This window comes from Amorphoplanes digitatis (assembly GCF_014205335.1).
GTDB lineage: Bacteria > Actinomycetota > Actinomycetes > Mycobacteriales > Micromonosporaceae > Actinoplanes > Actinoplanes digitatus.
In genome coordinates this window covers 7,154,697-7,168,184 of sequence record NZ_JACHNH010000001.1, presented here as the reverse complement: position 1 = coordinate 7,168,184, position 13,488 = coordinate 7,154,697, and the positions used below count along the sequence as shown (strand labels likewise).

Here is a 13,488-nt window from a genome sequence, read left to right as displayed (position 1 = left end):
TGAAGCAGCTCACAGCAACTCAGGTAAGTCTGAAGTGGACTGTTTATCTGATCAGGGCCGCGTCGCGGGATAGTGGCGGACGTAGCGCCGCTGCCAGGGCGTCTCGACGGCGCCCGGGTGGTAGTGCAGGCGCACCCAGGCGACGGCCTCCCGCGGCGGGACGCCGCCCAGCACGGCCAGGCACGCCAGCGCGGTGCCGGTGCGCCCGCGGCCGCCGGCGCAGGCCAGCTCGACCCGCTCGGTCGCGGCACGCCGCCACGCCTCGTGCAGGACCTCGGCCGCCCGGTCCCGGTCGGCCGGCAGCCGGAAGTCGGGCCAGCGCAGCCACCGGCTCTCCCAGGCCACCGGCGGCGGCGCGGAGCCGAGCAGGTAGACGCCGAACTCGGGGTCGGGCCCGGCCGGCGCGGGCCGCCGCAGGCCGCGCCCGCGCACCCGCCGGCCCGACGGGAACGTGACCACGCCCTGATCGTCTGCCGCCCAACCGCTCACCCGGTCGATTCTCCACGGCGCCGCGCCGGCCGGCCCGCTATCATCGGCGGCGTGCACAGTGCCAGCAGCGAGCGACGCCGGATGACCTCCCTCCGGTTGAGCTAGCACGTTCCCAGCCGGTGGGTCGATCCCGCCGGCGCCGCACCAGCACCGACCGCACAGGCACCGATCGACCCGCCTCCCCGCGTACCGTCGATTGGATTGTCAATGAATCTCGAAGCCCTGCTCGCGTCGCGGCTCGGCGCCGCGTTCTCCCAGGTCGCGGGCGCGACCGTCGATCCGGCGGTGCGGCGCTCGCGGCACGCCGACTTCCAGTCCGGCGCGGCCCTGCCGCTGGCCCGGCGGCTGGACCGGGCGCCCCGCGACCTCGCGGGGGAGGTGCTCGCGAGGGCCGACCTGGCCGGCGTCGCGACGGCCGAGGTCTCGGGCCCCGGCTTCCTCAATCTGCGGCTGGCCGACGAGGCGATCGCCGCCGCCGCGAACGAGGTCGCCGCCGACCCGCGGCTCGGTGTGCCGGCGGGCGCGCGGCCGGAGCGGATCGTGGTCGACTACTCCTCGCCGAACATCGCCAAGGAGCTGACCATCGGGCACCTGCGCTCGACCGTCATCGGCGACGCCGCCGCGCGGCTGCTCGAATGGCTGGGCCACGACGTCGTGCGCGCCAACCACCTCGGCGACTGGGGCACCGCCTTCGGCCTGCTCATCGAGCATCTCGGCACCGGCGACGCCGCCGGGATCGGCGATCTCACGGCCTTCTACCAGGCCGCGCGGCTCAGGTTCGACACCGACGAGGAGTTCCGGACCCGGGCCCGGCTGCGGGTGGTGGCGCTGCAAGCCGGCGACGAGCCGACGCTGCGGCAGTGGCGGCACCTGGTCGCCGAGTCGCAGCGCTACCTGCTGCTCGCCTACGACCGGATGGACGTCACGCTCGGGCGTGAGCACTTCATCGGCGAGAGCTTCTACAACGACCGGCTGGAGTCCGTCGTGGCCGAGCTCGCCGACAAGGGACTGCTTGTCGAGAGCGAGGGCGCGCTCTGCGCCTTCCCGCCCGGCCGGACCGGCCGGACCGGCGATCCGCTCCCGCTGATCGTGCGCAAGAGCGACGGCGGTTTCGGGTACGCGGCGACGGATCTCGCCGCGCTGCGGTACCGGGTGCGTGAGCTCGGCGCGACCCGGCTGCTCTACGTCGTCGGCGCGCCGCAGCGGACCCACTTCGAGATGGTGTTCGCGGTGGCGGCCGCCGCCGGCTGGCTGCCCGACGGCGTGACGGCGGAGCACGCCGGCTTCGGCTCGATCCTCGGCACCGACGGCAGGATGTTCCGCAGCCGGTCCGGCGAGTCCGTCCGGCTGGCCGCCGTGGTGGACGAGGCGATCGCCCGTACCTCGGCGCTCGCGCCCGAGCCGGAGGTGGCCCGGGCCGTCGGCATCGGCGCGATCAAGTACGCGGACCTGTCCGGCGACCGGATGTCCGACTACGTCTTCGACTGGGACCGGATGCTGGCGCTGACCGGCAACACCGGGCCGTACCAGCAGTACGCGTACGCCCGGATACAGGCGATCCTGCGCAAGGCGGGCGACTTCGAGGGCCGGATCAGGCTCGGCGCGGCCGCCGAACGGGCACTCGCCCTCGAACTGCTCGGCTTCGCGCCGGTGGTCGAGCAGGCGGCCCGGTCGCTGGAGTTCCACCGGCTCGCCGGCCACCTGTACGGCACGGCGCAGGCGTTCAGCGCCTTCTACGAGAGCTGCCCCGTGCTGAGCGCGCCTCCGGGCGTACGGGAGAGCCGCCTGGCCCTCTGCGCGCTCACTGCCCGGACCCTGCGGCGGGGCCTGGATCTATTGGGGATCTCCACGCCGGAGCGGATGTAGGCGAGGGGTCCGGCCGGCCCTCCTCCTTCACGACGCCGAGGAGCGGCCGGTTGCTGCCCGCCGGGTCCCAGGACGGGTCGGCGACGGCCGGCTGTGCCCAGGCGAGCCGGCCGAAGCCGGGCCAGATCCGCTGGGTCAGCGCCCGGGTCGCGTGCACCCGGGCGCCGGCCCGGCGGCGGCGCTCGGCGAGCACGGCGCTGAGGAACATCCAGTGCGGCGTGCCGGGCGGCGGCTGCTGGGCGATCTTCTCCGCGACCTCCTGCGCCAGCCGGTAGGCGAACCGCCCGTTGTGCGGCGGGCGGATCGCGGCGGCCCGGGCCAGGTAGTGCCGGGCCGCGAGCGCCAGTTCGTCGTCGAGCCCGCTCAGGTCCAGCCCGGACGCCCAGCCGGCGAGCTGCGGCGGCATGGACGGCACCCAGCCCCACGGCGCGGGCGAGCGCTCGTGGATGACGAAGGTGCCCGCCGCCTGGTCGCCGAGGCGGCGGCCCTGCGGCGAGACGAGCATCGTGGTCAGCGCCACCGCCCAGGTCAGCGGCGGGAAGAGCAGGCCGGGCCACTCCACCGCGGCGCCGACCAGGGCCCGGGTCAGCGCGTGCCGCAGCCGGATCGGGCCGCCGTCCACCCGGACCACCCGCAGGCCCATCGCCCGCTTGCCGGGGCTTCGGCCGTTGGTGAGCGTCTCGACGACGGTCGGATAGGCGATGAGGACGACGATTATCGAGATCGTGACGGCGGCGTCCATGAACGCCTCGTCGGCGACCCCGGCCGGCAGCATCGTCGACACGATCCCGCACAGGGTGATCATCAGTACCGCGAGGACGGCCTGCACCGCGATGTCGAGGATCAGCGCGAGCCCGCGCGAGCCGACCCGGGCCGGCCGCACGTCGACCTCGACCGCCTCGCCGTTGACGAGCGGATCGTCGCGCCGGCCGGTGATCGTCGCCGCCACAGTCATGCGGGTAGTTAACCCGATCGGCGTTGGCTACGCTGCGCCGGTGGACCTGGACGCGTACGTCGCCGAGCGCCGCGGTGAGTGGAACAGGCTCGAGGTGCTCGCCCGCCGCCGTCGCCTCTCGCCGGACGAGGCGGACGAACTGGTCCTGCTGTACCAGCGTGCGGCCACCCACCTCTCGGTGGTGCGCAGCCACTCGCCCGACCCGGTCCTGCTCGCCCTGCTGTCGCAACTGGTCATCGCCGGCCGCTCGGCGGTGACCGGCGGCCGCCGCTTCTCCTGGCGGCCGGTGGCGCGGTTCTTCACCTCGTCCTTCCCGGCCCAGCTCTATGTCGCCCGGCACTGGTGGCTCAGCGTCATGGTGGTCAACGTGCTCGCCGGCTGGGCGCTGATGTGGTATTTCTCCACCAACCCGGACATCATCAGCAGCTTCGCCAGCGGCGAGGCGCTACGGGAGTACGTCGAGGACGACTTCGTCGGCTACTACAGCGAGTTCCAGGCGCAGAACTTCGCGGCGAGCGTCTGGTCGCACAACGCGCTGATCGCCGCGCAGTGCCTCGCCTCGGGCGTGCTGATCCTGCCGGTGCTGTACATCCTCGGCCAGAACCTCTTCGCCATCGGCATGACCGGCGGCATGATGATCTACGCCGGGCACGGCGGGACGTTCTTCGCCATGATCCTGCCGCACGGCCTGCTCGAGCTGACGTCGATCTTCGTGGCGGCCGGGGTCGGCCTGCGCATCGGCTGGGCCTGGATCGCACCCGGCCCGCACCGCACCCGCGGCCAGGCACTCGCCGAACGCGCGCGCGCCGCGATGCTGGTGGCGCTTGGCCTGGTCGTGATGCTCGGCGTCTCCGGGGTGCTGGAGGCGTACGTGACGCCGTCGGGCCTGCCCGACGCCGTGCGGATCGGGATCGGGGCCGCGGTCTGGCTGGCGTTCATGGTCTACGCGCTCGGCGTCGGCGGCGCGGCGCACCGCGCCGGCGAGACCGGCGCCCTGGCACCGGAGCACGACGTGACCCCTGTGCCGACGGCTTAGCGAACCTCAGAGGGAGCCCCACTGCCGTGCCCGGTCCAGCAGCCGGCCATGGACCGCCGCGATCGTCGGGTCGTGCCGCCGGCCGGCGGCCACCGCCAGGAAGATCGTGTTGAGCGGTTCGACCTCCGGGCGGTGCAGCTCCAGCACGGACCCGGCGCTCAGGGCCGCCTCGGCGAGGAACCGCGGCAGGACCGAGACCCCGGCGCCGGCGACCACCGCGGCGAGGACCGCCCGCAGATCCGGTGCGGTCAGGACCACCTCGTTGGGCGGGCGGCGGCCGAACTCGGAACGCCAGTAGCGCCGGATTATCGGCAGGTCCTCCGCGTAGGCGACGAGCGGCAGGTGTGCCAGCGCCCGCGGCGGGTCGGCCGCCAGCGCCGCCGGATCCACGGTCCGGGCCAGCGACGGCGGGCCGAGCAGCACGAACTCCTCGTCGATGAGCGGCGTCGCGAGCAGGCCGCGGGCCGTCGGCCGGATCGCGGAGACGACCAGGTCCAGCTCGCCGCGGGCGAGCGCGGCCAGCAGGTCGGCGGCGAGTCCGAAGCTCGCCCGGACCCGCAGCCCGTTCTCGATCAGCGGGGTGAGCGCGGGCAGGATGCGGGCGGTCATGCCCTCGGCCGGGCCGCCGATCCGGATCGTGCCGAGCGGCTCGGGCGCCGGCTCGCCGGTGGCCAGCGAGCGGCGCAGCGCGTCGAGGTGCGGCCCGGCGCGGCGGGCCAGGTCGTCGGCGCGCTCGGTCGGGGTGGCGCCGCGGTGTGTGCGCACGAACAGGGGCGCGCCGACCTCCCGTTCGAGGCGGGCCAGTTGGCCGCTGATCGCGGGCTGGCTGACGCCGCGCAGGCCGGCGGCCGCGGACAGCGAGCCGGTGCGGTAGATGTCCAGGAAGACCGCGAGCAGGTCAAGGTCCACGGTCGCCGCCAGTCATAAGAATCCTTATATCACCTCGCGGGGGAGGCGATAGTTTTCCTATGAGGGCCGGGCACCGGCCCGCCCGATTCGCGAAGCTTGAAGGAGACCCGATGTCCTCGGTACTCATGGTGGTCACGGCGGCGGACTCGCTCACCCTGGCCGACGGCGACAGCCACCCGACCGGCTTCTGGGCCGAGGAGGTGGCCACGTCGCACCGGATCCTGCGCGAGGCCGGCCTTGACGTGCGGATCGCGACGCCCGGCGGCCGGCCCGCGCCGGTCGACCCGATCAGCCTCGACGAGCGCGGCGGCGTCGCCGCCGAGGACGCCCGCGACCTGAGCGCCTACCTCGACTCGATCTCGGCGGAGCTGAGCCGGCCGCTCGTCCTCGCCGACGCGCGGGTCGCCGACTACGACGCGGTCTACCTGCCGGGCGGGCACGGGCCGATGGCCGACCTGGCCACCGACCCGGACCTGGCGCGGATCCTCGCCGAGGCGGACGCCCGCCGGCTGACCGTCGCGGCCCTCTGCCACGGCCCGGCCGGGCTGCTGGGCGCCGTCGGCGCGGACGGGCGGTTCCTGTTCGCCGGGCGCAGGCTCACCGTCTTCACCGACGACGAGGAGCGCCAGGGCGGACTCGGCGACCGCACCCCCTACCTGGTGGAGTCGCGGCTGCGCGAGCTGGGCGCGGTGATCGCGTCCGGACCGGCCTGGAGCAGCACGGTCGTCAGCGACGGCAACCTGATCACCGGTCAGAATCCGCAGTCGAGCGCCGATACGGCCCGCGAGGTGGTGAAAGCCGTCAGCGAATCGCGTACGCGGTGAGGACGCCCTCGTTCGCCTGATAGAGCACGCCGCCCGTCACGACGACGTCACCCTCGAACGCCGGCACGTCGTCGATCACCTTGCCCCGCTCGGCGTCCAGGGCGACGTCACCGGCGTAGACCAGGCCGCCGGCCACCAGCGGCTGACCGGCGAAGCTCGCCAGCTTCCGGCTCCACGCCTTCTTTCCCGTACGGGCGTTGAAGGCGGTGACCGTGTCGTCGGACGAGCGGTACACCCGGGCACCGTCCGTCGCGATCGGCGCGTACGACTGCCCGGGCGGCGGCGCCGTCCAGCGAACGGCACCGTCCTTGACGCTGACGGCCGCCAGCTTGTCCTTGGCGTCGGGGCCGTAGAACGTGTCGGCACCCGGACTCGCGGCGTCGGCCGACAGGTACCCCTTCCGGGTCCACCGCACGGCCCCGCTGGTGATGTCGAACGCCACCATCTCGCCGGCGCGCACACCCTCGTCGTCGGTGGTGTATGCCGGGACGGTGCCGTCGGCGGAGACCCCGGCCGCGCGACGGTTCTCCACGCTCCACAGCTTCTTGCCGTCCCGTACCCGGTAGGCGACGGTCTGCGTGTCACCGTAGATGTCGGTGTCGGAGGCCAGGATCACGCCCTTGTCCATCACCAGGCCGCCGACCAGAGGGGAGCCGCCGGCCCAGCGCCGGGCTCCGGTCGCCACGTCGAGCGCGATCACCTGTGAGTTCGGGTCGCTCATCGAGTAGCAGTCGTTGTAACCGGCGACGAGCAGGCCGCCGATGACCGCCATTCGCGGCGGATTGCCCTCCCCGAACTCGTCCCAGTCGAAGCTCCACTTCTTGGCGCCGGTCGTCGCCGAGTACGCCGAGATCCCGGCCTGGTCGCCCACGAAGATGCGCCCGCCGGCGATCACCGGCGCGCCGAATCCGGCGCAGCTGTCACCCTTGCGCAGAACCACCGACCACTTCTTGGCGAGCCGGCCCACCGTCGCCGCGGTGATCACGTTCTCGTGCGGGTTGAAGTAGGTGTTCTCGGCGTCGTAGCCGACGTGCTCCCAGCGCAGCGGCGCCGGCGCGGCGGCGGCCGGCGTCGCGCCGGCGGCCAGGATCAGCGACAGCGCGGCGGCCGGAACTCGGATCAATACATGCATAAAAGCAACTTATGTTGCATAACAGGCCTTCGATGGGCCATTGGCCAAAGATAGTGTGCAGCCGTGGAATCGCAGACGGTCCTGCTCGACCTGGACGGCACGCTCGGGGAGCTGTTCACGCCGGTGACCGCGGCGCAACGGGTGCTGGCGGCGGCGCCCGGATGCCGGGTCCTCGTCCTCGCCGACGAACCCGTGCGCGATGAGCTGGCCCGCCACGGACGGCTGGTGAGCCTCGACGAGGCGCGGTCGGCCAGCCATGTCGTCATCGGCGACTGCCGGCAGACGCTGTCATACCGGCACCTGGACGCCGCCTTCCGGGCCGTCCGGGCCGGCGCCGAGCTGATGGCCCTTCAGCGCGGCCGCTACTACCGCGCCGCGGACGGGGACCATGTGGACACCGGCGCGATCGTCGCCGCCGTCGAGTACGCCGCCGAGCGGCCGGCGCGCGTGCTGGGCAAGCCCAGCCGGGACTTCCTGCGGCTCGCCGACCAGTCGGCGGGCGGCGCCGCCGCCGGCCGGCTCTGGGTGGTGGGCGACGACCGCACCACCGACATCGAGATGGCGAACGCGGCGGACGCGATCTCCGTCCAGGTGCGCACCGGCAAATACGCCGACCAGCGGGACAACGACGCCCTGGCGCGGGCCGCGCACGTCATCGACTCCGTGGCCGACCTGCCGGAGCTGATCTCCCGCCGCCTCTCCTAGCCGGTCAGACCAGCCAGGCGCCGTCGCGCATCAGCGTGCGGCCCGGGATCTCGTTCACCTCGCGCCAGGCCTGTACGCGCGCCGGGAGCAGGACGAGGAAGACATAGCCGTCGCCCGCCGTACGCGGATCCCAGTCGCTCTGTGCCGCATAGGCCTCGCCCACCGCGCCGGCGTCGGCGACCGGGAGGGTGCGCTCCAGGGAGGCATCGATCATCACCACGTCGCGGGTGCCGCCCAGCGCCAGCCGGGCGCCGCCCCGCGCGACGAGGTTGCGAGCGGTCGGCGCGTCGCGCGCCGTGGCGAGCACGATGCGGTCGTCGAACCAGGCCATCGTGAGCGGCACCAGATACGGCCCGTCGCCGTCGGAGGTGGCCACCCACGTGTCGGCGACCTTCGCGCTCAGCAGCTCCAGCACGTCCGCCTTGCGCTGGGTTCTCGTCCGCGGTTCGTCAGCCATGCCCCATCACACCACGCAGGACCTAGAGCCGCCCGGCCGCCTTCAGCATCAGGTACACGTCGGCGACCTTGGAGGCGAAGCCGTCGCGGAGCTCGTCCACCACGATCACGCCCTGCTGCTCCAGCAGGGCGCGCACCCGGCCGCGCTCGGCCAGCGCCAGCTCGGCGGCCGCGGCGACGTGCACGGCCTCGGCGCTCGCGTCCCGCTCCGGCAGCTGGGCAAGCTGCGCGGTCTCCGGGTCGCGGACGCTGGCCAGGACGATCCGGTGGCGGGTGGTCAGTCGGGTCAGCATCGGCAGCAGGCCCTCGACGATCGGCGCGGCGTCCAGCGCCGAGAAGATCACCACCAGCGAGCGCTTGTGGTCGCGGCGCAGCAGGTCGGCCACGGCCAGGCCGAAATCCGTCTCCACGAGCGCCGGCTCCAGCGCCGCCATCGAGCCGATCAGCCGGGGCAGCTTGGTACGGTGCCCACCGCCCTCCACCTTGGCCCGCACGACGGTGTCGACCGCCAGCAGGTCGACCCGGTCGTCGGCCTTGGAGGCGAGCACCGCCAGCAGCAGCGCCGCGTCGATCGCGGCGTCCAGCCGGGGCTCGTCCCCGATCCGCGCCGCCGAGGTCCGGCCGGTGTCCAGCACGCAGACCACCCGGCGGTCGCGCTCCGGGCGCCAGGTCCGGACCACCACGTCATGGGTACGGGCGCTGGCCCGCCAGTCGATCGAGCGGACATCGTCGCCGATCACGTACTCGCGCAGCACGTCGAACTCGGTGCCCTGTCCCCGCCCGCGGGTCACCACGGCGCCGTCGAAGATGCGCAGCCGGGCCAGCTTCTCCGGCAGCAGCCGCCGGGACGGGAAGCGGGGCAGCACCCGCAGCGTCGTCTCCGGGGTGACGGCGTCGTTCCACCGCTGCCGCCGCTGCCGGTACGCGAGCCCCAGCGGACCGCACGAGCGCAGCGTCACCCGCACGGCCGGCCGGTCGCCGTGCCGGGTCGGTGTCAGCGTGGTGACCACCTCCCGCTGCTCGCCGGGCGGCAGGTCGAGCCGGTGTTCGGCGTTGCCGGCGCCCGCCGAGGGCACCCAGCGGTCGCGCAGCCGCAGCCGCATCCGCCGGTCACCGGCGTTGCCGACGGTCAGCGTCGCCGCGGTCGTCTCGCCGAGCCACACCGTCGCGGGAGCCTCGCGGCGCAGCGTCACCCCGGTCAGCGGTGCCGCGATCAGCAGATCCAGCGCGGCCGCCGCGGCGGCGAGCCCGACCACGGCGAGCACGGCGAGCCACGGCGACCCGAGCAGCGCCGGCAGCGGTACGCCGAGCGCCAGCAGCAGCGCGAAACGCCTGGTGACCACGCGCGGTCAGCGGGGTGCGGGCACGGCGCCCAGCACCGTCCGCAGCACCGAGTCGGTCGAGACGCCGTCCAGTTCGGCCTCGGCGCGCAGCCGGACCCGGTGCCGCAGCGTCGGGATGGCGAACGCCTTGACGTCGTCGGGCAGCACGTAGTCGCGCCCGCTGAGCCAGGCCCGGGCCTTCGCGACGGCCAGCAGGGCCGTGGTGCCACGCGGCGACGCGCCCAGCTCCAGCGCCGGGGACGTCCGGGTGGCCCGGCACAGGTCCACCACGTACTCCAGCACCGGCTCGGCGACCGCGACCCCGCGGGCGGCGGCCCGGCCGGCGGCCAGGTCGGCGGCGGTGGCGACCGGCCCGACGCCGGCGGCCTTGAGGTCGCGCGGGTCGAAGCCGTTGTGGTGCGCCCGCAGCACGCCCAGCTCCTCGTCGCGCTGCGGCAGCGGCACGGCGAGCTTGAGCAGGAACCGGTCGAGCTGCGCCTCCGGCAGCGGATACGTGCCCTCGTACTCGATCGGGTTCTGGGTGGCGACCACGATGAACGGCTCAGGCAGCCGGCGGGTCTCGCCGTCGGTGCTGACCGTGCGCTCCTCCATGGCCTCGAGCAGCGCCGCCTGTGTCTTCGGCGGCGTCCGGTTGATCTCGTCGGCGAGCAGGAGGTTCGTGAAGATCGGGCCGGGCCGGAAGTTGAACGCGGCGCTGCGCGCGTCGTAGACCAGCGAGCCGGTCACGTCGCCCGGCATCAGGTCCGGGGTGAACTGCACGCGCTTGGTGTCCAGGTCCAGCGCGGCGGCCAGAGCGCGGACCAGCAGCGTCTTCGCCACGCCGGGCACGCCCTCGAGCAGCACGTGGCCGCCGCAGAGCAGCGCGATGACCACGCCGCCGACCACGGCGTCCTGGCCGATGACCGCCTTGGCGACCTCGTTCCGCAGGCGCTGTAGCGCATCGCGGGCCGCGATGGCCTCCACCGGTACGGAAGACGTCACGTCACATTCCCCTCGTCAGTTCCCTGTCGCCAGTTCTGCCGCCCGGTCACGTAGCGGACCAGGTTCTGCACGGTCGTCGCGGCGCGGGCCAGCTCCTCGTCGCTGTCCTCGACGCCGCCGCCGAGCATGTGCCGCACCTCGTTGACCGGGTGGCCGGTGACGGCGGCGACGCGCTCGGCCACCTCGTCCATGCCGGCGTCGGGCGGCAGTCCGAAATGCTCGGTGAGCCGGCGACTCGCGGCCGCCTGGAGCGTCGCGAGCGAGTTGCCGCGCGCGCCGGCCCGCCGGTACAGCCCGCCGAGGCCGCGTACCGTCTCGGCGGCCCGGACCCGCACCGGCAGAGGCTCGGCGACCGGCGCGCCGAGCCGCCGGGCCGAGGCGGCGGCCAGCGCGAGCGCGGCCAGCGCGAGCAGCGCCAGGGTCGCCCAGACCACGGGCGGGAAGGCGCGGGCCAATGGGCTGTCCGTTACCGGGTTGCCGCCGCCCTGTGCCTGGCCGTCCTGCCCGCGGCCAGGGCGGGGATTTTGGTCGCCGTTCTGCGGATCGCCGGCCGGATCGCCCTGCGGGCTGCCGCCGGGCTCGTCGCCGGTGCCGTAGCCGGGCTCGCCCTCCGGATCGGTGCCAGGGTCCGGCTCCTGCTGCGGGAAGGTGTCGGTGACCGGATCGGGCTCCCGCTCGTGCAGGTCGAGCCAGATCACCCGGGGATCGCGCGCCAGCAGGCCGGCGGCGAGGGCCTGGTTGCCGTGCTCACCGGCGCGGTCGTTGCGGAAGGGGTCGGCGGCGCCGATCAGCGTGATCGCGGCGCGGGCGGTGCGGAGCTCGACGAGACCGTCCCGGTAGCACCGCACCGCGCCGTAGCCGCGCGGGTCGTAGCTGCGGCGCAGCGCCGCGGCCCGCCCGGCCGTGCCGGCGAACCCGGCCGCGCAGCCGGGCCGCGGCGCCGCGGCCATCCAGCGGGGCCCGCCGACCGCGACGTCGAGGCCCAGGAGCCCGACCTGTTGCGCGTCGGGCGCCACGAGGATCACCCGCACCTGCGGCGGCAGCGCTGCCAGCCGGCCGAGGTATACCGGATTGACCAGCTCCGGCGTCGTCACCAGTACGGTCGCGGGGCCGCCCGAGGCGGCGGAGGCCAGCGCGTCGGTGCTCGTGGTCCGCACGTCCACCTGGACGCCGCCGCCGGTCAGGCGGTCGGCCAGCAGGCGCGCGCCGTCACCGTCGTCGCTGGTCGGCGAGAGGAACGACGCGTCGGTCGGGTCCGGCTGCTGCACGACGTGCGCGATCGCGGTGATCGTCACCAGGCCGGCGACGACGGCGAACGGGAGCGCGAACCGCAGCCGGCGGCGGGACCTCACGGCGTGCCCTCGCGCATCCGCAGGCGCACGTCCCCGGTGAGGACGCGCATGCGCTCGTCGTGTGCGGGCAGGGCGGGGCGGTCGCCGTACCAGATCTCCGAGAAGAGGTCGGTCGCGCCGCCCAGCGAACCGGCCACCGCCGGGCGGTGCGCGGCCGCCGAGGCCGCGACCTCGGCGGCGGTCGTGCCGGGCAGCGGCGCGACGACGCCCGCGGCGGTCAGGTCGCCGACGATGTCACGCAGCCGCTGCCGGATGGCCTCGGCGTACCGGCCCTGCGCGGCGAGCCGGTCGGCAAGCAGGGTGCCGTCGGCGAGCACCACGGTCGGCGCGAAGACCGGCTCCGGCTCGGCTGCCGCCTTCGCGGCCTTGGATTTCCTGGTACGCCGGAAGCGGGGCAGCCGCAGCCGCGGCAGCCGGAACCGGGGCATCCGCCAGCGCGGCCACCGGCGCGGCACCCACGCGGGGAACCAGTACCAGAGCGCGCCGGTCAGCCCGGCCAGCAGCAGCATGAGCAGCAGCAGGGTCTGCGGCGGCACGACGTCGAAGACCGCGGCCGCGAACTCGTCCCAGGACCGGGTCATCTCGTGTACACCAGGGGAGCGGAGTCGTCCTCGCCCCGCGCCCGGGCCCGCCCGATGGCGATGTCGAGCCCCTCGGTGCGGATCCGCGTCTCGAGCGACACCACCGCGGCGACGCAGGCGAGCGCGGCGTAGGCCACCGTGTTGGCGATCGCCCAGGAGAGCGGGGTGACCCAGGTGAGCCAGCCCGGGTCGCCGCCGCTGACCAGCGACAACAGGGACACCCAGCCGCTGCCCAGCGCGAGCCGGATGGCGAACCAGGTGACATAGGCGGCCAGCAACGTCCAGAGGCCGCGAATGCCGCCCCGGGTGGCAAGCGCGGCGGACCGCCCGAGCGCGGTGAACGGATTGGCGGACCGGTCGATGACCAGCACCGCGGCGGCGAAGCCGAACAGCCCGAACAGGATCAGCCACGGCACGGCGCCGAACAGGAAACCGGCACCGCCGGCGATGCCGAGCAGCACCGCCGTGCAGACGGTCGCGACGGGCCGGGTCCGCGCCCAGAGCTCACGGTGCCGGACCGCCCGGCCGATCAGCGCGGGCCCGGCGGCGGCCGCGGCGAGCGCGCCGAGCAGCGTGAGGATGAACGCCTCGGTGGCGAACCCGGCCGCGGTGGCGGCCCACCACGCGCCGAAGTGGCCGTGTGCCGGCCCGTAGTAGGGCGGGGTGGCGAACGCCGCGGTACGCAGGGAGACGATCAGGACCTGCTCGAGCAGGGCGAGCACGGCCGCGGCGGCGAGCAGCGGGACGGCCCGGGCGCGCAGGAGCGAGATCGCCGCGTCCAGTGCTTCGCCGAGAGTCATGGGACGCAGCGGCAGATCCGGCTGCGCAGGCATGGCGGCGATCCTACGAGATGCCCGCT

At 74.4% G+C, this 13,488-nt stretch carries 14 protein-coding genes; 4 read left to right on the top strand and 10 right to left on the bottom strand.

Annotated elements, in window-relative coordinates; translation table 11 throughout:
* Positions 1–51: 51 nt before the first annotated feature.
* Positions 52–489 carry a protein-tyrosine phosphatase family protein gene (locus BJ971_RS31410; RefSeq protein ID WP_184996765.1) on the bottom strand — a complete coding sequence of 146 codons (438 nt, stop codon included), beginning with the start codon at positions 487–489 and terminating at the stop codon, positions 52–54.
* A 207-nt stretch (positions 490–696) separates the two neighbouring features.
* Here BJ971_RS31410 and argS point away from each other — a divergent pair, with 207 nt between their 5' ends.
* The gene (gene argS / locus BJ971_RS31405) at positions 697–2,355 is read left to right on the top strand and encodes an arginine--tRNA ligase (protein WP_184996764.1); all 1,659 of its coding nucleotides are present in this window, start codon (positions 697–699) and stop codon (positions 2,353–2,355) included.
* Here argS and BJ971_RS31400 read toward each other — a convergent pair.
* Entirely contained in the window at positions 2,291–3,310 is a 1,020-nt protein-coding gene (locus BJ971_RS31400) for an RDD family protein (RefSeq protein ID WP_184996763.1), read from the bottom strand. The genes argS and BJ971_RS31400 overlap by 65 nt on opposite strands.
* Positions 3,311–3,350: 40 nt before the next feature.
* Between BJ971_RS31400 and BJ971_RS31395 the strand changes: the two genes are divergently transcribed.
* A complete protein-coding gene (locus tag BJ971_RS31395) occupies positions 3,351–4,346 on the top strand; it encodes a stage II sporulation protein M (protein WP_184996762.1) in 996 nt (331 codons plus the stop codon).
* Between the two features lie 6 nt (positions 4,347–4,352).
* Here the strand turns inward: BJ971_RS31395 and BJ971_RS31390 are convergent, their stop codons facing one another.
* Complete coding sequence (locus tag BJ971_RS31390; protein ID WP_184996761.1) at positions 4,353–5,255, bottom strand: LysR family transcriptional regulator; 903 nt, start codon at positions 5,253–5,255, stop codon at positions 4,353–4,355.
* Positions 5,256–5,365: 110 nt separating this feature from the next.
* Here BJ971_RS31390 and BJ971_RS31385 point away from each other — a divergent pair, with 110 nt between their 5' ends.
* A complete protein-coding gene (locus tag BJ971_RS31385; RefSeq protein ID WP_184996760.1) occupies positions 5,366–6,079 on the top strand; it encodes a type 1 glutamine amidotransferase domain-containing protein in 714 nt (237 codons plus the stop codon).
* Here BJ971_RS31385 and BJ971_RS31380 read toward each other — a convergent pair.
* Positions 6,057–7,211, bottom strand: a complete 1,155-nt coding sequence (locus BJ971_RS31380) for an outer membrane protein assembly factor BamB family protein (protein WP_184996759.1) — start codon at positions 7,209–7,211, stop codon at positions 6,057–6,059. The two genes, BJ971_RS31385 and BJ971_RS31380, sit on opposite strands and share 23 nt — an antisense overlap.
* Before the next feature lie 63 nt (positions 7,212–7,274).
* On the opposite strand from BJ971_RS31380, the gene BJ971_RS42355 reads away from it, so the two are divergent.
* A complete protein-coding gene (locus BJ971_RS42355) occupies positions 7,275–7,916 on the top strand; it encodes an HAD-IIA family hydrolase (RefSeq protein WP_184996758.1) in 642 nt (213 codons plus the stop codon).
* A 4-nt stretch (positions 7,917–7,920) separates the two neighbouring features.
* On the opposite strand, the gene BJ971_RS31370 is transcribed toward BJ971_RS42355, so the two are convergent.
* The 6 genes from BJ971_RS31370 to BJ971_RS31345 are packed head-to-tail and all read right to left on the bottom strand — an operon-like array spanning position 7,921 to position 13,462.
* Complete coding sequence (locus BJ971_RS31370) at positions 7,921–8,373, bottom strand: pyridoxamine 5'-phosphate oxidase family protein (RefSeq protein ID WP_184996757.1); 453 nt, start codon at positions 8,371–8,373, stop codon at positions 7,921–7,923.
* 22 nt (positions 8,374–8,395) lie between these two features.
* Entirely contained in the window at positions 8,396–9,715 is a 1,320-nt protein-coding gene (locus BJ971_RS31365; protein ID WP_184996756.1) for a DUF58 domain-containing protein, read from the bottom strand.
* Positions 9,716–9,721: 6 nt separating this feature from the next.
* Positions 9,722–10,696, bottom strand: coding sequence for an AAA family ATPase (locus BJ971_RS31360; RefSeq protein WP_184996755.1), 975 nt, complete (start codon positions 10,694–10,696; stop codon positions 9,722–9,724).
* Positions 10,693–12,048 carry a DUF4350 domain-containing protein gene (locus tag BJ971_RS31355; protein ID WP_184996754.1) on the bottom strand — a complete coding sequence of 452 codons (1,356 nt, stop codon included), beginning with the start codon at positions 12,046–12,048 and terminating at the stop codon, positions 10,693–10,695. The genes BJ971_RS31360 and BJ971_RS31355 overlap by 4 nt, the downstream gene beginning before the upstream one ends.
* A complete protein-coding gene (locus tag BJ971_RS31350) occupies positions 12,045–12,629 on the bottom strand; it encodes a DUF4129 domain-containing protein (RefSeq protein ID WP_184996753.1) in 585 nt (194 codons plus the stop codon). The genes BJ971_RS31355 and BJ971_RS31350 overlap by 4 nt, the downstream gene beginning before the upstream one ends.
* Positions 12,626–13,462 carry a hypothetical protein gene (locus BJ971_RS31345; protein ID WP_184996752.1) on the bottom strand — a complete coding sequence of 279 codons (837 nt, stop codon included), beginning with the start codon at positions 13,460–13,462 and terminating at the stop codon, positions 12,626–12,628. The genes BJ971_RS31350 and BJ971_RS31345 overlap by 4 nt, the downstream gene beginning before the upstream one ends.
* Between the last annotated feature and the right edge of the window lie 26 nt (positions 13,463–13,488).